The 18,980-nt window shown below is 51.8% G+C and carries 20 protein-coding genes; 11 read left to right on the top strand and 9 right to left on the bottom strand.

All coding sequences use genetic code 11. The annotated features are described in order from the left end of the window. Positions 1-560 precede the first annotated feature (560 nt). The 9 genes from C2M17_RS08655 (at position 561) to C2M17_RS08615 (ending at position 11,010) form a co-directional block, all read left to right on the top strand. Positions 561-1,091, top strand: a complete 531-nt coding sequence (locus tag C2M17_RS08655) for a hypothetical protein (RefSeq protein ID WP_105200428.1) — start codon at positions 561-563, stop codon at positions 1,089-1,091. Positions 1,092-1,107: 16 nt separating this feature from the next. Next, positions 1,108-2,370 carry a hypothetical protein gene (locus C2M17_RS08650; RefSeq protein WP_233997947.1) on the top strand — a complete coding sequence of 421 codons (1,263 nt, stop codon included), beginning with the start codon at positions 1,108-1,110 and terminating at the stop codon, positions 2,368-2,370. A 42-nt stretch (positions 2,371-2,412) separates the two neighbouring features. Next, the gene (locus tag C2M17_RS08645) at positions 2,413-3,867 is read left to right on the top strand and encodes a hypothetical protein (protein ID WP_105200426.1); all 1,455 of its coding nucleotides are present in this window, start codon (positions 2,413-2,415) and stop codon (positions 3,865-3,867) included. Positions 3,868-3,872: 5 nt separating this feature from the next. Beyond that, on the top strand, positions 3,873-5,861 hold the full coding sequence (locus tag C2M17_RS08640; RefSeq protein ID WP_105200425.1) for a PEGA domain-containing protein: 1,989 nt from the start codon (positions 3,873-3,875) through the stop codon (positions 5,859-5,861). A 133-nt stretch (positions 5,862-5,994) separates the two neighbouring features. Continuing rightward, complete coding sequence (locus tag C2M17_RS08635) at positions 5,995-6,765, top strand: MotA/TolQ/ExbB proton channel family protein (RefSeq protein WP_105200424.1); 771 nt, start codon at positions 5,995-5,997, stop codon at positions 6,763-6,765. A 5-nt stretch (positions 6,766-6,770) separates the two neighbouring features. Further along, a complete protein-coding gene (locus C2M17_RS08630) occupies positions 6,771-7,838 on the top strand; it encodes a vWA domain-containing protein (protein ID WP_105200423.1) in 1,068 nt (355 codons plus the stop codon). Continuing rightward, positions 7,835-8,779 carry a hypothetical protein gene (locus C2M17_RS08625; RefSeq protein WP_105200422.1) on the top strand — a complete coding sequence of 315 codons (945 nt, stop codon included), beginning with the start codon at positions 7,835-7,837 and terminating at the stop codon, positions 8,777-8,779. The genes C2M17_RS08630 and C2M17_RS08625 overlap by 4 nt, the downstream gene beginning before the upstream one ends. Positions 8,780-8,875: 96 nt before the next feature. Further along, a complete protein-coding gene (locus C2M17_RS08620; RefSeq protein ID WP_105200421.1) occupies positions 8,876-9,571 on the top strand; it encodes a DNA-3-methyladenine glycosylase I in 696 nt (231 codons plus the stop codon). Positions 9,572-9,579: 8 nt separating this feature from the next. Then, the gene (locus C2M17_RS08615) at positions 9,580-11,010 is read left to right on the top strand and encodes a protein adenylyltransferase SelO (protein ID WP_105200420.1); all 1,431 of its coding nucleotides are present in this window, start codon (positions 9,580-9,582) and stop codon (positions 11,008-11,010) included. A gap of 75 nt (positions 11,011-11,085) precedes the next feature. Here the strand turns inward: C2M17_RS08615 and C2M17_RS08610 are convergent, their stop codons facing one another. Next, positions 11,086-12,279: a dipeptidase gene (locus tag C2M17_RS08610; RefSeq protein ID WP_105200419.1), complete on the bottom strand. Its 1,194-nt coding sequence runs from the start codon at positions 12,277-12,279 to the stop codon at positions 11,086-11,088. Positions 12,280-12,842: 563 nt separating this feature from the next. On the opposite strand from C2M17_RS08610, the gene C2M17_RS08605 reads away from it, so the two are divergent. Continuing rightward, positions 12,843-13,193, top strand: a complete 351-nt coding sequence (locus C2M17_RS08605) for a hypothetical protein (RefSeq protein WP_105200418.1) — start codon at positions 12,843-12,845, stop codon at positions 13,191-13,193. A gap of 45 nt (positions 13,194-13,238) precedes the next feature. Here the strand turns inward: C2M17_RS08605 and C2M17_RS08600 are convergent, their stop codons facing one another. The 7 genes from C2M17_RS08600 to C2M17_RS08575 form a co-directional block, all read right to left on the bottom strand. After that, on the bottom strand, positions 13,239-13,556 hold the full coding sequence (locus tag C2M17_RS08600; RefSeq protein WP_105200417.1) for an antibiotic biosynthesis monooxygenase family protein: 318 nt from the start codon (positions 13,554-13,556) through the stop codon (positions 13,239-13,241). 67 nt (positions 13,557-13,623) lie between these two features. Further along, positions 13,624-13,986, bottom strand: coding sequence for a hypothetical protein (locus C2M17_RS08595; protein WP_105200416.1), 363 nt, complete (start codon positions 13,984-13,986; stop codon positions 13,624-13,626). Between the two features lie 94 nt (positions 13,987-14,080). Continuing rightward, positions 14,081-14,344 (bottom strand): YheU family protein, encoded by a 264-nt coding sequence (locus tag C2M17_RS08590; protein ID WP_105190304.1) that lies wholly within the window; start codon positions 14,342-14,344, stop codon positions 14,081-14,083. Then, entirely contained in the window at positions 14,341-15,315 is a 975-nt protein-coding gene (locus tag C2M17_RS08585) for a hydrolase (protein ID WP_199774432.1), read from the bottom strand. The genes C2M17_RS08590 and C2M17_RS08585 overlap by 4 nt, the downstream gene beginning before the upstream one ends. Before the next feature lie 181 nt (positions 15,316-15,496). Beyond that, positions 15,497-15,643 carry a DUF3149 domain-containing protein gene (locus C2M17_RS15845; protein ID WP_158677986.1) on the bottom strand — a complete coding sequence of 49 codons (147 nt, stop codon included), beginning with the start codon at positions 15,641-15,643 and terminating at the stop codon, positions 15,497-15,499. Between the two features lie 85 nt (positions 15,644-15,728). Beyond that, positions 15,729-16,202 (bottom strand): TIGR02444 family protein, encoded by a 474-nt coding sequence (locus C2M17_RS08580; protein WP_105200415.1) that lies wholly within the window; start codon positions 16,200-16,202, stop codon positions 15,729-15,731. Next, on the bottom strand, positions 16,189-18,102 hold the full coding sequence (locus C2M17_RS08575) for an ATP-binding cassette domain-containing protein (protein ID WP_105200414.1): 1,914 nt from the start codon (positions 18,100-18,102) through the stop codon (positions 16,189-16,191). The genes C2M17_RS08580 and C2M17_RS08575 overlap by 14 nt, the downstream gene beginning before the upstream one ends. A gap of 121 nt (positions 18,103-18,223) precedes the next feature. On the opposite strand from C2M17_RS08575, the gene C2M17_RS08570 reads away from it, so the two are divergent. Beyond that, entirely contained in the window at positions 18,224-18,424 is a 201-nt protein-coding gene (locus tag C2M17_RS08570; protein ID WP_105190300.1) for a YheV family putative zinc ribbon protein, read from the top strand. A 12-nt stretch (positions 18,425-18,436) separates the two neighbouring features. Here the strand turns inward: C2M17_RS08570 and C2M17_RS08565 are convergent, their stop codons facing one another. Further along, complete coding sequence (locus C2M17_RS08565; protein ID WP_105200413.1) at positions 18,437-18,652, bottom strand: SlyX family protein; 216 nt, start codon at positions 18,650-18,652, stop codon at positions 18,437-18,439. Positions 18,653-18,980: the final 328 nt, after the last annotated feature.

Below are 18,980 nucleotides of genomic sequence, written 5' to 3'. Positions count from 1 at the left end.
CCCCATGCCGAACTCAGCAGTGAAACGGAACAGCGCCGATGATAGTGTGGCATTTGCCATGTGAAAGTAGGTCATCACCAGGCTCCTATTAAGAAAAACCCGCTCAATGAGCGGGTTTTTTACTTTCTGGCGTTTTAAGTTTTTTGGTTTTAAACCGTCCATTTGTTAACTGATCCCCCTCAGGCTCCCATACCTTATTTAAGCAGCGGCACGATTAAGTGTGGCTTTAACAATACTTCCCTGTAGCCTGGTTACATCGCTTGTCCCCCTCCTCGCAGAGCTCGTCACCTTCAAGTGGCGTGAGTGAAACTGTTCACTCACTTAATTCCACTTTCAGCCATGCAGTATTGAATACGTCCTGTACTCACCCCTTCGGGCCAGCTAACGCTGTTCAAATCTGTTCCAGACAGATTTGTCACCTCAGAAGCTGCGAAGCAGTGCTTCGGTCTTCTTCGTCTAACAAAACCTTACAATGAATTGTTTGCCTTAATAACAGGAAAAGCGATACAAATAGGTAATAATTAGGGTAATTCTTCACCGTTTGGCTTAATGGAGTGCCTATGCGAGTTGTGTTGTTATGCTTATTGCTTGCAGGTCTGCCCCTGGCTGCGTCGCAAGCGCCAATACAAACGGCTTACGACTGTACTGCCGTGGAAATAGATGAAATCGATCCGGCTACTTTGACTAAGCAGGAGCGTATTAAGTTAATGGAAAATGCGCTGCTTGATTCGGTAAATAAATACAGCACCTGTTTGGATAAGGTGCAGCAGCAAATGGCCAGCGATCAGGCCCAAGCCAGCGCATCGGCTCAGGGGCAGGAACAGCAAGACGCGCAGGCCCAGTCTCAGTCCCAAGGAACTAGTACTGAACAAATGACCCAAGAATTGCCCTTATCAACCCAAGATCCAGCGCTTACCAAGGAGCAGGAAAAAATGAAATCCGGCGGTGGTCGGGCGCAACAGGTGGTTAAGCCTAAGGATAACGATTCTATTATTTGCACCATGCTCTATGAAGAGATCACCAAAGAAACAAACGATGCCACCAAGCAGGCGTTAATTAAGCAATATGAAGACTACAATTGCACTAAGTAAGCAAAGGTATTGAGATATGATATCTAAGAACCCTTATAGGCTAGCTGCGCTGTTGATCATAATGATGGTCACCCTCAGTGCCTGCCAATCGACCTCAAACAAGAATACTCGTAATGCTCCCCTAGCGGTCGGTCCGAACGCAATGGGGCAGGACTCATACAGCACAGCTAAGGCGCTACCTCAGAGCGATATTTTTTTAGATGTTGCGGTGCCGGTATTTGATCCAGGCTTACCCATGGACGGCAATAAGGTCGATTATGATGAGTTGGATGAAATGGATATTTGGCCGCAATTGCGTCGTGCCGAGGCCAAGCGCTTTGCGGTAGAGACCAAGCGCGCCATTGCTGCTACTCAGGCTTTCGGCTCTGTGTCTGTGGTGCCCGATGCCAATACCAGTGCCGATTTATACGTGCTGGGTACGGTATTGCACTCTGACTCCGAGTTTGTGCGTCTTGAGGTAACCGTGGTCGATAGCAGTGGTGAGCCTCTGGATAGCGAAGAGTTTGAGCATCAGGTGTCCAAGAGTTATTTCCGCGACGCCTTAAATGAAGGCAAAGATCCCTATCAGCCGGTGTTTGATCAGGTGGCTGACTATGTTTACCGGCTGTTGATGGATCTTTCCGAGCAACAAAAGCAGACCTTGAAAAACACCACTTTAGTACGTTATGCCCATTATTATTCTCCCGAGGCCTTTAAGGACTATCTCAAGGTATCTATCGACCGTAAGAACGGCACCCGTTTTTACAAGTATGAGCTTAATGGCCTGCCAGCGGCTGACGATGCCATGTTGCAACGCATTGAGGTGCTGCGTAATCAAGAAATGTTGTTTGTCGATCGTCTCCAGGATCAGTTCGATGTATTCCAACAAAGCACAGATGATCCTTATCACGAATGGCAGCGTGAAACCTTACCCGAGGCTGTCAGGGCACGAGAGGCCCGTGCCGAGCGTAATACCAAGGCCGTGGTCGGTGCCCTAGGCTTTATAGCTGCCCTGGCGCTGGGCAACAACAGTAACTCAACTTCCACTTCGGTGGCTAAAACAGCCGGTGCCCTGGGCAGTGTTTGGCTGTTAAAGGATGCCTATCAAGCGAATCATAACCTTAAAGTGGCCTCAGCGGTGATCGATGAAATGGGTCAGGGTCTGGACTTAACCCTTAGTCCTCAGGTAATGGAATTTAACGAGCAGCAGGTTGAATTAAGCGGTACCGCCGCCGAGCAGTATCAGCAATGGAAAGCTCATTTAAGGAAGATGTATCATCTTGAAACCAGTGCCAATTAAGCGCCTGCCATTTTCAGTAATAAAGAACACAAGGTATTAGTGGTGGGCGAAGATAAGAAGACGAGCTTAGATCAGCAGCTGCAACAGCAAACCTCGGCCCGCGGGGCAAAGCTCAATACCTATATGCTAGTTGTTGCTGTAACTCTGGCTTTAGTGTTGGCGGTGAGTGTTTGGTATGCCTTAAGTGAGGATGCGGCGATGCCTTCGGCACACATCACATCAGTGCCAAGTGCTGAACTGGCTATTCCCCTTGATAGCGCTGCGAACGAGGTGCTGCGTGAGCAAGTGCAACAGGCCATTTTAACCTTTGAGCAGCAACACCAAGCCTTGCTAACTAACGAACAGGTGATTGCTTTCGCCCCCGAGCGACAAGTACAGGCCAAAGGTGCTTTTGAGGTTGCCCTCACGGCCTTTGCACAAGGCCAGTTTCGTCAGGCTCAGGTGTATTTACAGCAGGCCGATGAACTGGCAACCGAGTTATCAGTACAATGGCAGCAAGCCATAGATAGCTGGTATCAGCAGGCATTAAAGGCCCTAGAGGAGCAACGTCCGCAAGAAGCCAGGCTTTATGTAGATAAGATGTATGCGATCAATGAAGAGGATGCGCGCATCGATACCTTGCAACAGCAGATCCAGGCCTTTGCCCAGCAGCAAAGTCTAAGGCGTGATTATCAGGGGGCCATGGCGGAGCGCGATATAGATAAACAGGCGGCGGTGTTGGCGCAACTTGTGGCGCTGCAACCCGAAAACCAGGAGTTGCAGGATAAGCTTAATGCTGCCGAGGAAAGCATACGTAAACGCCAAGTTTCCCAGGCGGTCAAAGAGGCGCAGCAGGCCTTGGTACAGCAAGACTTTATCTTGGCCGAGCAGGCGATTACACAATTGCAGCGTTTAAAAGCCGACGGCGACACCCTGAATTTATTGCGCGCGCAACTGAGTAAACAGCAGCGCCAGCTGAATACCGAGCGCACCCGCGCCCTGTTAGTTGCCGCCAGCGAACAGCAAGAGTGGCGGCAGGTAGAGAGCCTAGCGCAACAGTATTTGGCGCGCGCCCCCGGTGATAGCACCATTACCCACTTGTTGACCCGTGCCAAACAGGTATTGGCGGCGCAGCGTGCTTTAAATATTTATACGGCGCGCCCCGAGCGTTTAAGCGACAGTAATATTCGCGCTCAAGCCGAGGCGGCGCTGACTAAGGCCCAGCCCTATGCCCCTTACTCGCGGCAATTGGCAAACAGTATCGAAGAGTTGAATCAACACCTGAGTCATTTTAGCACTCCCATCGCCGTGACCTTGCTGTCCGATGAGCAAACCCAGGTACGCATTTATGGCGGTGACCAGCTTGGCGAGTTTGCTCAAAAGCAAGTGATGCTCTTACCCGGCAGTTATACTCTTGAAGGGCGCAGATTGGGTTATGTCAGTGTGAAATATGAGCTTGAGGTGAGCGCAACGGATACGCCAATTACGCTTACCATAGCCTGTACACAAAGGATTTAGTGGTTATGTCAGAGCTAGACGCACAATTAAAACAACGACAAAAAAGCAGCTTGCTACCCTTGCTGATCGCCAGCTGCCTGGCGCTGATGAGCGTGGCGGCCATAGTGATCTATCTGTTTATCGCCAAGGGACATGCTATTAAGGTCTTGCCCGTCGAGGCCCAAGAGCAGGCGCAGGTTGAGATTACTGCTGGGTTTGGCTTTGTGACCGATGAGCTGGTCTATCGCTTTGCCAGCGACGTGAAAATTAAGGTCTCCTCTGCCACCTATTTTGCTCAGGAGCTAGTGCTGACAGACACCAGCCCCGCCGCCGTGACTATAGAGCTCAAACCCCGCCCAGGTACCTTGATGGGCAAGGTCGCTCAGCCCTATGGCGAACATACCTTGTGGGTTGTTGATGGCCGCTTGCTGGCCAAAGGGGCGACCATTAGCGAGACACTGGGTGAAGGCGATTACACGCTCAGTATCGAAAATCCCTATTATCAAAACCAGCAGCAGGCGCTGATAATGGCACGGGTGCAAACGACCGAGGTAAGCCCTGAGTTAGCTCCTATCTCCGGGGTACTGGATCTGGCATCCATTCCCAATGGCGCAGAGGTCTATATGGGTGGTAAAAGCCTGGGTAAAACTCCTTTGCGACACACCTTGGCCGGAGGTAGTTATATTCTGGAGTTGCATAAGCCGGGTTATGAGCCGAGTATCGAGAATGTGGAAATTACCGAGCAATATTCGAGTGTTACCCGCCAATACCAACTTAAACCCGAACAAGCCTATTTGGAGATAACCCTGGATCCCGAGGGTGGCAGCCTGTTTATTGATGGTCAGAAGGTGGCGCCGGGGCATGTCGCCGTGGATGCCAATACCATGCACAGGGTGCGCTACGACAAGCCAGGCTATTACAGCTTTAACAGCAAGGTGATCCTGCCCCCCAAGGAGCAAAAATTCTATGCCATTACCCTAAAGCCGGAGCAAGGCAAGGTCAGCGTGCGCAGCAATGTCGAGGCCGAGGTCTATATTAATGGTCAGTTACGAGGTAAAACACCGCTGAGCAAGATCCTGCCGGCTACCGCTCATGAAATAAAGGTGAGCAAACCTGGCTATCGTACTGTGGTTAAAACCCTGACTCCAAGCGCCAAACACGCCTCTACGGTGGATGTCACCTTGCTAACGGAGTTTGATGCCCGCCGTCAGGAGGGGCGCCCCCTATTTGTTTCTACTCTGGGCATGGAGCTGCAGCAATTTAATATGACGCCCTTTACCCTGGGCTCACCAGCCAATGAAGTGGGTCGCCAGCGCAATGAGTTCCAGGTGCGGGTCGACTTCACGCGACCGGTCTGGGTAGCCAAACATGAAGTGACCGAGGCGCAATTTCATGCTTTCGATAAGCAGGTGCCTAAATCCCAATTGCCGGTAACTAATATCAGTTGGTTGGCCGCCGCACAATACTGTAACTGGCTCAGTGAACAAGAAGCCCTGGAACCCTATTACCGTATCGTTAAGAACCAGTTTACGGGTATCAATAAAAAAGCCCGGGGTTATCGTTTGCTGAGCGAGGCGGAATGGGAATGGTTGGCGAAAAAAGCCAAGCGTGCCCGCGCCAGCAAGTATGTGTGGGGCGACAGCGAGCGGGTGCCTAAGGAAGCGGGTAACTTTGCCGATGCCAACCTTAAGGGCAAGCAGGCATTTTATCTGGCTGACTATCAGGACAGCCACGCGGGTAAGGCGCCGGTGGGCAGCTATCGTGCTGATAAGGCCGGTCTTTATGACTTGGCCGGTAATGTTAGTGAATGGGTGTTTGATGTCAGCTCCTATGTCACCCCGGATTTGAACCGGGTGCACAAGGATTATCTTGGCCCAGGGGGTGGAGGTAACCATATTGCCAAGGGCGGCAACTATCAGTCCGGGCGACTGCAGGATTTACGGGCGGCGCTAAAAATCGTTACCGATGGTCCCAGTGAAACCATAGGCTTTCGCATCGCCCGTTATGAGAGGTAAGGTATGAAACGTAAAGGCATATTACTGGTGCTGGCCTTAGTCTTGGTCGGCGCCGTCACTTCGGTCGCGATGGCGGCAAAAATCAGTTTGGACTCACCGGCCACCTTCCCGGTGGATATCTAAGGAGCGCATTATGGTAACGGACAATACCCGCATGAATTTGCCGCCGCTGGTGTCTATCGGCATCTTTATTGTTACCGTCGTTGTGGTGCACTTGCTGTATCAAGGGGTGATCCGCCCTGCGGCGGAAGCCGCTATTGCCGCCCATGGCAGTGGTGCCACGACTAATCTTTGGGTGATCTTAAAAGATGCCGAGCAGCAGGCTTGTATGACCTTGGGGTTGTTCTGTCTGATCCTGATGGGCTACAAGTATTATCGTATCGTCACCAAGGAAGAGCCGGTCTTTACCTTTGACTATCTGCGCTCTTTCCCCAAGGAGGAGGCGCTGAATGTGGATGAAGCACTGGCGTTTTTAGAAGAAGGGGAGAGTGCAAAAAATAGCTCTGTGGCCACCTGGATCAATTGCTTACGTCGCTATAAAAACACCCAAAATGTGCAGCATGCCGCCGATGCTATTCGTGATAGCGTTGAATCTCTGGCGGCGCAACTGGAGGCGGGTAACGCCACCATTCGCTACTTTATCTGGGCCATTCCCAGTATTGGTTTTGTTGGCACCGTACGCGGTATTGGCTCGGCCCTGGCAAAAGCTGAAGAGGCGGTGGCCGGTGATATCGCCGGTATGGTGGATAAGCTCGGGGTCGCCTTTAACTCGACCCTGGTCTCGCTGTTGCTTTCTATCCTCTTGATGTATGTGCTATTTCATCTTAATAACCGCCAGGATGAAATGGTGCTAAAAACCAAGAACAACTGTGAAACCCATCTGTTAACCCATCTGCATAAGTAGCCAAGATGTTGAAGCGGCGCGGCGAACAAGGGTTAAACCTGTCCTTTCTCGATGTTATGGCTTGTGGCTTGGGCGCCGTTTTGATGATCCTTATCGTCATCAAGTTTCAGGCCTCAATCTCGGTACCCAGCACCGAAATAGAGCGACTGCAGCAAAAGCTCGCCGCCACCGAGGAGCAGGCCAGTGCCTTGCAGCAGGAGCTGGATGAGGTGGCGCAAGCGCTGGCCGCGGCGCAAGCGCAAAACAGTGATAACAGCGAGCGCGTGGCCGCGTTAAAGCTAATGCAGCAAGCGGCCAGGCAGGCCTTGCAAAATCAACAAGCGGTGGTGGCGCAGTTACAGCAGTCGGTAGCCGCGGCGGCGCCGAAACAGGCGGATGACCCCATTGAGCTAAAGGGTGGTGGTGAGGAGAATTACTTATTGGGCCTCAAGGTTGAAGGTCAGCGTATAGGCATTTTGATCGATCACAGCGCCTCGATGACGGACGAGCAGCTGATCAAGGTGATACGCCGTAAGCTCGGGCCCGCACAACAAAAGCAACAGGGGCCAAAATGGCAGCGTACCAAGCGGGTAGCGAAATGGTTGCTGGCACGGGTGCCGAAGCAGTCTCAGGTCAGCGTGGTCGCCTTTAATTCCGGTGCTCAGGTGCTGGGCAACAGGGCCATCAACTCGGCCAAGGTGGAGGCCAGCATGCAGTCCTTGGTTAAGGACATTGACGCCCTGGTGCCGGAAAATGGCACCGACCTATATACCGCCTTAAACACCATCAAGAGCACCTTTGCCGATATGGATGCGCTCTATATTATCACCGATGGCTTGCCGACCATGATGTCCGGCGCCCAAGGGTTTCGTGAAACAAAAAACTGCCAACCCCTTACCGGTAATATGAAAACCATAGATGGCGATTGTCGTGCCAGAATCCATCAGTTCAGCATCGCCCAAGCCGCGCCCAAGGTACCGACCCACATTGTCTTGCTGCCTTTGGAAGGAGATCCGCTGGCTCCGGCACTCTACTGGAACTGGGCCAATAACACCGGCGGTTTGATGATAGCCCCGGCGCGGAGCTGGCCATGAAGCGGCGTGAACCGGTAGAAATCTTTAGCCTGTCTTTTTTAGACATTATTTCCTGTGCGTTTGGCGCTGTGGTGATGCTGATCCTGCTGGCTAAAAATGGCGATCAGGGTGAGTTTAATGACGCCAGTCAAATTGCCACCCTGGTTCGAGCCCTGGACGGGGCCGAGCGCAGCGTACAGCAATTACAGCAGGCCTTGAGCGAGGGTGCGGAGCAACTGGCCGCCGCCGAGGCGCAGGGGGCCAGTAATGCCGAGCAGCAGATGGCCTTGCAGACACAACTGGCACGGGCCAAGGATAAGGTGCAGCAGTTGACCGATGCCGCCTCCGGGCTGGAGCAAACCCTGGTGGAGCGTCAGCGTGCCGCCATCAATGCTCCGCGTGCCAGGGTGCGCGATGACGAGGTGGGCGGTATTCCCGTCGACAGCAATTATGTGGTCTTTATTATCGATACCTCGGGTTCGATGAAGACCATGTGGCCGCGGGTACTGAGAACCATGGACGAGGTGCTAAATAATCATCCCAAGGTGCAGGGCTTTCAAGTGTTGTCCGACAATGGTGAGGTGCTGGGCGGGCGCTCCCTTGGTACCTGGCGCAGCGACAGTCGGGCGCAGCGCGCCGGGGTACTGCGAGGCTTACAGCAATGGCATGGCAGCTCGAACAGCTCGCCGGTGGAGGGCATTGCCGCCAGCCTCAAGGCCTATGCCCGCTATCAGGGGGATCTCGCGCTTTATGTCTTTGGCGATGACTTTACCGGCACCAGTTACGACGATGCCTTAGCGCAAATTAACCGGCTTAATCGCAGTACCGGCGGCACACCTATCGCCCGTATTCATGGCATCGCCTTTAAGCGCAATATGGGCGCGTCAGCGGATATGGTGAAGTTTTCCACCCTGATGCGTGAGGTGGCACGGCAAAATAACGGCACCTTTATGGGGCTGTAGTTTGATCTTCAGGTTGGCGCAATGGGTATAACCCTTTTTGTCATTGTACAAAGCATGTTTTAATGTCTCCCTCACACTAAAAAGACCCAGCAGCAGATGGAAAAATATCAATCTATTTATCAGCGTGCGCTTGAGCGCAAGGGCTCACAGGCGCAACTGGAAGCCTTACTCAGTAAGCCAAAAACCACCGAGCAATTAAAGCAACTAACCGATGATATCTGGTTAGAAGAGTTCACCCGAAAAATCTTTCAAAGTGGCTTTTATTGGGCGGTGATCAATGCCAAATGGCCGGGCTTTCGCGAGGTGTTCTGGGATTTTAGCGTTGAGAAATTACTGATGATGGCGCCGGAAATGCTGGAGCAAAAGGCCAGCGATGAACGTATTGTGCGCAACTTTAAAAAAGTGCAAACCTTGCCTATTAATTGTCTAATGATCCATGAAGTAGCACAAGAGCATGGCAGCTTTAGCGACTTTGTTGCCCAGTGGCCGAGCGAGGACATTACCGGCCTTTGGTTATATTTGAAAAAGCACGGCGCTCGCCTCGGTGGCAATACCGGCGCTTTTGCCCTGCGAGCTTTAGGTAAAGACACCTTTATGTTGTCGCGCGATGTGGAAGCCTATTGCCGTGCCAATGAGGTGATCGACGGCGGTCTGCACTCGAAGCGCTCCCTGCAAGCCATACAAGGCATGTTTAATGAGCTGCAGCAGCAAAGTGGCCGCTCCTTAACGGAGCTAAGCCAGCTTATCGCCTTTAGCGTTGGCGACAATTATGTTGGTATGCAAACCAACTAAGGATAGCTATGAAGCTAAATAACCCCTATGCCCATATTGGCGCCCTGAGTCACAGCGCCCAGGTGCGTCAGTTTAGTCAGCCGCAGCTGTTGCTGTGGAATAGTGCGTTGGCGAAAACGCTGGGGCTGAGCGAGGACGAAACCACTAAAGCCCAGCTTGCCAGCGGTCAGTCTCATCCGGCTGCTAATGCCTTGGCTTATGCCGGTCACCAGTTTGGCAATTACGTGCCCTTGCTCGGCGACGGTCGGGCTCATTTGCTTGGTGCCGTTACCGACCCGCAGGGGCTGAGCTGGGATTTGCAATTAAAGGGCTCAGGAGCAACCCAGTTTTCCCGCGGTGGCGATGGCCTTTGTGGTATTGGCCCGGCGGTGCGCGAATTTATTATGAGCGAAGCATTGGCGGCATTAAAGGTGCCTACCACGCGCTGTTTCAGTGTGGCGCTGAGCGGCGAGACGGTGATGCGACAACAGCCCAGCGCCGGCGCCATAGTGACGCGGGTGGCCAGCAGCCATATTCGCGTTGGCAGCTTTCAGTTTTTAGCCGCGCAGCAGGATGAGCAAGGCCTGGCCCAGCTGGTGGAGCTGACCATAACCCGTCATTACCCTGAGCTGGCTGCGCTGAACGGGGATGAGCGCTTGTTGGCACTCTTTAGTGCGGTGATGGATAAGCAAATCGAACTGATTGTGCACTGGCTGCGCATCGGCTTTATTCATGGGGTGATGAACACCGACAATACCCTGGTCAGTGGTGAAACCATAGATTATGGCCCCTGCGCCATGTTGAACGGCTTTGATTTTGGCCGGGTGTTTAGCTCCATCGACCGCACCGGTCGCTATGCCTTTGGCAATCAGCCGCAGATCGCCAGTTGGAACCTGGCGCGTTTCGCCGAAACCTTGATCGATCTCTTTAGCGTCGAACGTGACCAGGCGGTGGCAGAGTTAACCCAGGTGCTTGGCACCTTCGGCGACAAGTTTAATGCCGCCCTTAAAGCCATGTGGCTACAAAAACTGGGGCTCATGGCCGAGGATAACGATGCAGAGACGCTGGTGGATGAGCTATTGGGGGTAATGCAAAAAGAGCAGTTGGATTACACCAATACCTTTGCGGCGCTCACCGACTACAGTCAACAGGGCACAGAGCTGCCAGATCACCTAGTTTCAGCCTTGGGAGATTGGCTGGCGCGCTGGCAGGCGTGCGTAGCCGGGCACAAGGAGCACAGTGCGGCGTTGATGAGTGCGGCAAATCCGCAGGTGATCCCCCGCAATCACAGGGTGGAAGAGGTGATAGCCGACTTTGAGCGTCAGGGTCACAGCGACAAGCTGGCGCCGCTGCTGGCGGCCATTCGCAACCCTTATTGCCTTGACCCCGAGCATGCATATTTACAGCAGCCGCCAGAGCTGGGCGAAGACGACAGTTATCAAACCTTTTGTGGTACCTAGTGGCCATTGTCCTTTGGCGAAACTAATAAAAAAGCCCAGGCAATTGCCCGGGCTTTTTTATTAAAATGAGAAGGCTTAGTTAGCCTGGGCAAACGCCTCTGCTTGACGCCATACGCGCAGCATATTTTCGCCAAGGATCTTTTTGATATCCGCATCGCTATAGCCACGGTCCAATAAACCTTGTACCAGGTTAGGGTAGCTGGATACGTCTTTAAGGCCCACCGGCAGTGAGTCACCCACACCATCGTAGTCAGAGCCAATGCCCACATGCTCGATGCCGATCAGTTTCACCACGTGGTCGATATGATCTAACACCTGCTCCAGGCTGGCGAATGGGAAGGGGTTCTTCTTCAGGTAGGCCGCCTTAAAGTCGGTGGTGTCCTTGCCCGCTTCTTTGGCCTTATCCTGGGCCTCATCGCGACGGTCGTACCAGCTATTTGCGCTGCTGGTCACAAAGCTGGAACCGAAGTTAATTTGGATTACACCGCCGTTCTTTTTCAGTGCCAGCAGCATGTCGTCATCCATATTGCGCTCAAAACCCGGCGTGTATTTACGTAGCGAGGAGTGTGAGGCAATCACGGGCACCTTAGACAGCTCCATCACCTGATAGAAGGCCGCATCCGAGATATGCGAGACATCGATCAGCATGCCGATATTATTCATCTCGGTGACCAGCTCTTTACCGAATGGGCTTAGGCCCTTCCATTTACGGCGAATATCATAGCTGGAGTCGGAAATATGGTTGCTTTGCGAATGCGCCAAGGTGATATAACGCACGCCACGCTCATAGAAGTGGTGCAGGTTCTTAATCTCGCCTTCGATGGGGGAGCCATTTTCCATACCCATGGCCAGCGACATCACGCCGTCTTTAAATTGCTTTTCCACATCTGCGACCGAGTCGGCAATGGCGAACTTGTCCGGGGCGCGATAGGCCAGCGCTTCCATCATATCGATCAGCTGATTGGCCAGTTCATAGCTTTTGCCTTTGCCTTCGAATTCCAAGTTGGCTGGAATATAGATAGACATGAAGGGCGCGTTTAAACCACCTTCAATGGCGCGAGGGTAATCGAAATCACCGCGCTCGGTGGCCTTGCTGACGTCATCCCATTTGTTATGAATGCGGTAAGGGACATCAATATGGGTGTCGATAAGGATGTTTTCTTGCGCCAGTTTAATGGCTTTTTCAGAAGCCTGATGCACTTCCTGTGCGGCAACGCTAAGGCTGCCAAGAGCCAGCGCTAGGGCCGCGCTGAGGGTGGTGAATTTCATAATAGCCGCTCATTGTTATTATTGAATTTGGTGCCCATTGTGGCCACATTTTCGGGGTAAGACAAGAATATGAGATTAAAGTGTGCAGGCACGCACTTGGAGGCATTTGTAGGTCGGCCTTTTAGGCCGACAACCTAGTAGTTGCAACCGAGTTTACATCGAATTTGAAGGTCTTGTCGGGCCGCCGACGCCGGCTTAGAGGAAATGCTTGCCCATTTCCTCTAAGAACTCCTAGGGCACCCGTGATTCGCTAATGCTTGCGAACTCGGGTTTTTGCTAAACGCTCCGCTGTGGCTATGACACGATTTAACGGCCCATCCCTGTGCCGGTAAATCTAGCTCGGCATCCATGCCTCACTGTCCTAGCCACGCTTTGCAGCAAAAGCCGATTTCTCCAGCGCGAATCTAAACGGGGAGATCGATACCTGTGAGTTAGGATTGTGTAGTTAGTCTTGCTATGAATAAGGTAGTCCCCAAAATCTTGCTGGCTGTAACTCTTTGATCTTGATTAGAATACTAATCTAACATTCTGCAATTTTATAGAAAAAGTAATAGGGAACTTCAGTGGTGAACAAAATTAAATGGAACATAATAAAGAGCATTGCTCTAATAATCGCCTTGTCTATTGTCTCAGGTTTTTTGTTGGTTGCGGCTTGGCAAGGGTGGCTAATGCCTTTATGTGATGAACCAAAAGTTTGGTTTCAAAGAGCTGGATCGATTGTCACTATGCTAGCGGTGTTTGGTGATCTTTTCGTCTACCGCGGTTCTTTTGGGCTTGCCAGTCTTAGTGAATTAAACGCTGAGAAAGAGCTTAGGTCATTGATTTTTATTAGTAAGTCTTTGGTGTTGGTGATGCCCATAGTTGGAACTGCGGTTTGGGGTTATGGGGACTTATTGTATCAGTGTTTAAAATAGTCAAATTTGTGCTGGTACCAGCTTCTAACATTCAAAATGGAAATTCTACATCCCATAATCCCGTTCGACCTTAGCGATCCGCAATTTAAACGCCGCATACCATTTTTCGCGTCCAAGCTTTTGCGCTGCAAGGTGCTCCATATTGCGCTTCCAGTTTTTTATCGATTCCAGATCGGCCCAGTAGGAGACGGTGATGCCCACTTCCTCGCGAGCAGATTCGACGCCTAAAAAGCCGGGCTGTTGCTCGGCCAGCTCCACCATGCGGGTGGCGGTGTCGCCATAGCCTTCATCTATCTCGGTGCGCACCGAGGTAAAAATAACGGTGTAGTAGGGCGGTTTAGGAGTTTGCGCAATGAGAGACATAAGACTTCCTCTTTGGATTATGAGTGTGATGTATTGAGCTCAACCGTCTACGACGAAGCTTCTATTCCTAAAGGATGTATGTGTAAGTTATGCCCTGCACTTTTTTCATTTCAGGCATCCAATTTGCGCCACCACTGACACTTGTAATGCCACCCCATAAAGGTGATATATATAAGCCACTTTCTTGGAGAGGGTTTCTTTGCAAGACAATATAAACTCCCACATTATCTACCCGCACTTCTTTTGGCTTGAGTGCTTTAATAGCGGCGGGAATTTGATCCTCAGTTAAGGTGGTGCTTTCTGACTGTGCGCCAGCGCGCAGGGTTTCTGCGGTTTGCTCTATTGATACTATGTCGAGCCCTTTTACCTCAGGGTGGTCAACACACGCACTCAAAACCAATACCAGCAGTAAAATTAAAGATATTCTCATAAACTGTCCTTGTCGTAGTTTGTATAGTTATTGTTCGTTACTTTATCAACAAAGTGTGGCGAGTTGCTATAAGTCAGTATGAAATTATCACTGCTTAAAACTCATCCCTATCAATGTGATAGTCGCCTTCCTCTGCCTGCATTTGCTTAAACTGCTGGGCGCTCATAATGTTTACTTCTTCATGGAGTTCCGAGTAAACGATCAGTGCCTCGCCGCTTTTTATCAGGCCAAGCACCTGTTCGATTTTCGTTTCCTTGTCCACCTCGGTTTCACCATAGTCGGTGCCTTCGCGAAGAATAAATTGCTCTATGAGGTTGGTAAGTGCTTCTTTACTTAATTCTTGGTAGGGAATGATCATGCGTTTTCTAATTGCTCTAAGAAGTATTGGGGTACGGTTTGCTCTAACCAAAATTCCGGTTTAAACCAGCCGCTGCAACTGATAAAGCCCACATGCCCGCCCTTGGCCGATACGCGTAAATCAACGGCGGCGGAGACATCTTGCGGACGCGGTACCGCCGGCGTTGCCAGCATGGGGTCGTCTTCGGCATGAATTATCAGGGTCGGGGTGGCAATATGTTTAAGGTACGGCTTGGCACTGCTTTTTTGGTAGTAATCCTCGGCGCCGTTAAAACCATGCAGGGGCGCGGTGATCATATCGTCAAACTGCCACAGGTCATTTATGCTGTTGAGCTGCTCGGCACTCATATCAAGCGCGCCTTTTAAGTGCGGCAGCTTGCGGGTCATGGACTTTTTCATGCGGCCAAGCAGGTAGTGCTGATAAATTTTGCCCAGGCTTTTGCGGATCACCTGACAGGAGCTGGATAAATCATGAGGGGCGCTGATCACCGCCGCGGCCTTAAGACCACTGTGCTCGCGCTGCTCACCCAGGTATTTGGCCAGGACGTTGCCGCCGAGTGAAAAGCCGACCGCCGCTAAGGCACGTCCGGGAAAACGTTGCTGCAGAGTGCGGATAAAAAAGCCTAAATCCTGAGTTTCGCCGCTGTGATAGGCGCGGGTTTGTCGGTTTGGTTCGCCGGAGCAGTTGCGAAAATGCATCAGCACCGCATCCATCCCTGTCGCTTGCAACGCCAGCATCATGCCCTTGGCATAAAAGCTGTCGATATTACCCTCCAGACCATGGAGGATGATCACCAGTGGTTTATCCGGCTGGGCCGGTTGTGCCCAGGCAAGATCGAGAAAGTCGTCATCTTCCGTGGTGATGATTTCGCGGCTGACATTCACCTTAAAACCGGGGCGAAAAAAGCGCGGTAAAATGGTTTGAAGGTGGCGGCCGGGCATCCACCAGGCAGGGGTAAAGTGGTTACTCACTGAATATTTACCAACAAAATCAGAATACATCGCGCACTATAGTAACAAAGTTTGGCGACATGCTCATTTTTATCGGATAAAAATAAAGCCTCCGCTAATGCAAGATTAGAGGAGGCTTTGTGCGTCGTGCTTAATTTGGTTGGTAGCCAAGGGCGTATAAGCTTGACCCGTGGCGGGGTAATTAGTTTCCTTCAGGAACCTCGGCGTCCATGACTTTCTTCACGAAATAGCCCACATAGAACAAGCAAAGTAAAATCACTACAGTCAGTATGCCGAAAGACATAAACAGCACCGGGTCTGAGAAAAAGTCTCGAAAGAATACTTGCATGATGGCGTCTCCTGTTCCTTTGATATGGCTAGTGTAGGAGAGCCGAGCCGGTGGCAATATGACCTAGATCAAGGTTATTTTAGGGTTAGTCTGTGATTGCGTGCAGAGCTTGATCCAGATCAGCATTTAGCGGCAGTAGGGAGCTGGGTAGATACAAAGCCAGGTTGTTGGTCTTACTCTCAGAGCGCAGTTTCAGGGTGTTACAGGCCTGTACCAACTGCATTTGCTGCTGGCGTTCAAATTGCAGTTCGAGGTCGAGTAACTGCTGGCGCAGTGCCGGGTAGTCGGGCAGTGACCCCTGCTGCGCCTTAACCTCGGCGCGCACCTGGCGCAGGGGTTTAAGGGCAAGCTGGTTAAAGGGCGCTATGGCCGTTTGCAGCGCTTGCAACTGGGAAGAGTCCAGGGCTTGCTGGTGGCAGTCTAAATAGGCCAGAAGCAGGCTGAGGTTGACGTTCAGGTCGTACTCGTCCTGCCACTGCAACAGGGCTTTTTGCACCTGGGGATTGGCGTACACAGTCAGGCTAAAGCGCCAAAACTCTGCGGCGCTAATCTTGCTCATAGAAGGCCTGCTCTTGTTCTTCGAGCTCGGTCATCAGCTCCAGCAGTTCTTCTTCCACCTGCTCCTGCTGTTTTGCCGCTTCGGTTTGCTGTGCCAGAAGTTGCTTGAGCTTTTCCTTATGCTGCTCTTCATACAGGCTGTTATCGCTGAGTTGCTGCTCTATCTCGCTTAGCTGTGGGCTGAGCTTATCAAGCTGCTTCTCCAGCTTCTCAATGGCTTTTTTCAGCGGCTGCACCTGCTTGCGAAACTCGGCTTCCTTGCGCTTTTGCTCCTTGCGGTTGGCGCTAGAATGGGCCTTATCTTCATTGTTTTGTGCAGGTTTTTCCGCCTGATTGGCCTTAAGCAGCCATTGGTAATAGGCATCGAGATCATAACCAAACTGGCTCACTTCGCCGCTGTCGACCAGATAAAACTCATCGGCGGTGTTCTTTAACAGATGGCGGTCGTGCGATACCGTCACCATGGCGCCTTCAAAACCTTGCAATGCCATAACCAGGGCATGACGCATTTCCAAGTCCAGGTGGTTGGTAGGCTCATCCAGTAACAGCAGGTTTGGCTTTTGATAGACCAGCATGGCCAACACCAGGCGGGCTTTCTCGCCGCCGGAGAAGGGCGCTACCGCCTCCAGCGCCTTATCGCCGATAAAGGCAAAGCCGCCAAGGAAATCACGCAGCGACTGCTCGCTGGCCTGCGGGTCCAGGCGTTGCAGGTGGGTCACCGGGCTGGCCTCTAAATCCAGGGCTTCCAACTGATGCTGAGCAAAGTAACCCACCTTGAGGCCCTGGTGATAAAACACCTCACCGGCCTGAGGTTTGATCTCTTGAGCCAGTAATTTGATCAGTGTGGATTTACCGGCACCATTGCGACCGAGCAGGGCGATGCGGCTACCCGGTACCAGGTTGAGCTTAATGCTGTGCAAAATGGTGGTGTCGCCATAGCCGGCCTGGGCGCCATCAAGGGCGATCAAGGGATTGGGCAGGGCATCGGGCTCGGCAAAGCTAAAGTCGAACGGTGAGTCGACATGGGCTGGGGCCAGCTTTTCCATGCGCTCTAAGGCCTTAACCCGGCTTTGGGCCTGTTTGGCCTTACTGGCCTTGGCCTTAAAGCGGGCGATAAACTTTTCTAAATGGGCAATTTGTTCCTGTTGTTTAACAAATTGCGCCTGATGCTGGGCCAAACGCTCGGCCTTTTGGCGTTCAAACTGGGAGTAATTGCCCTTGTACACATTGATCAGCTGTTGATCTATGTGCCAGATTTCACCGACCACGGCATCTAGAAACTCTCGGTCGTGCGAGATAAGTACCAGGGTGCCGCTGTAGGCACGCAAAAAGCGCTCGAGCCAGTACACGGCATCGAGATCCAAGTGGTTGGTCGGTTCATCGAGCAACAGCAGGTCGGCATCGCGGATCAGCGCCTGCGCCAGGTTGAGGCGCATACGCCAGCCCCCGGAAAAGTCGCTGACCGAGTAATCAATTTGATTATTGGAAAAGCCTAAACCGTGCAGCAGCTCTCCGGCCTTGGCCTCAATGCTGTAACCCTTCATCAATTCCAGCTGTTGGTGCACCCTGGCCTGGGTATCGCCGTCGCCACTTTGTTCCGCTGCTTTGAGCTCGGTGCGCAGCGCATAGTATTGCGGATGGCCCTGCAACACATACTCTAGGGCGCTGATATCCAGCGCCGGAGTTTCCTGCTTAACCGAGGCTATGGACCATTCCTTGGGAATTTTGGCTTCACCGGCATCGAGTTGCAGTTCGCCTTTAAGCAGGGCAAACAGGCTCGATTTACCACAGCCATTACTGCCCACTAAGCCCACTTTATGTTGTGGGAAGAGGGTTGCACTGGCATTTTTTAACAGGCATTTTGGGCCGCGTAAAAGCTCGATGTCGCTGATTTGAATCATAGTTACTGCATGGTGTGAATAATGGCCGATATCATATCATGGAGTCCTTGTCCTAGCGGGAAAGTTTTTATGATAAACTGGCGCTTTAAAGCCGGGTGTTTTCGGCCAAGGGGTTGAGAGTATGAAACAGAAAAAGCGTTTTATTGCCGGGGCCAGTTGTCCCGAGTGTCAGCAAATGGATACCATGATGCTGTATAAAGAACATGATGTGGAAAAAGTGCAGTGTGTTGAGTGCGGTCATATCATGACCCAGCCGGAAAACGCCGTACAAGCATCAACACGTCAGTTTGAGCAGGTGATCGGCGTCTTTAAGCCAGAGTAAGCTTAGGGTTTGTTAATAATGCGGCGGGGGCGGCTCTTGCTCCTGCGGCATCATTGTCGAACTGCTTTGCACTTCACGGAACTTCTCGCCCAATAGCTCCATCTGACGGCGCATCTTCGCCATCTGCTGCTGGTGCGCCTTAAGCTCATCATTCAGTATATCTATGGTCTCGTCTTGAAACGCCACCTTGGCCTCGAGACTTTCAATACGTGCTTCTAAGTGGTTCATGGGGCTCTCTTAATCTCAAAATACTCGGACCGAGCACTGGAACTTTTGGTGCTCGGTTGATTCTGTTCGTTAAGGCAACGGCTGGCCGCAACCTGATAATCCAACACGCGTTTGCTGCAGAGGATATTCCACAGCGTTGGACATTTTCTGGCAGGCAATATACTGCAAATTACTGTGCTGTGCACCTGTTGTCAGCTCCCAAACCCCGGCTTGGCATTTGCTGCCGTGCTGTTATCGGCGTAAATATCCAGGGCGATAACCAGATTCTGTTCATCTTCACTCAAGTACCATTGAAATTTTAGCGCCCTGACTTGATTGTTGCAGGTGA

Origin of the sequence: Pseudoalteromonas sp. T1lg10, from assembly GCF_002964545.1 — a bacterium.
Classification (GTDB): Bacteria; Pseudomonadota; Gammaproteobacteria; order Enterobacterales; family Alteromonadaceae; genus Pseudoalteromonas.
Note: the sequence above shows the minus strand (reverse complement) of the source record. Positions and strands in the feature narration are given on the sequence as shown.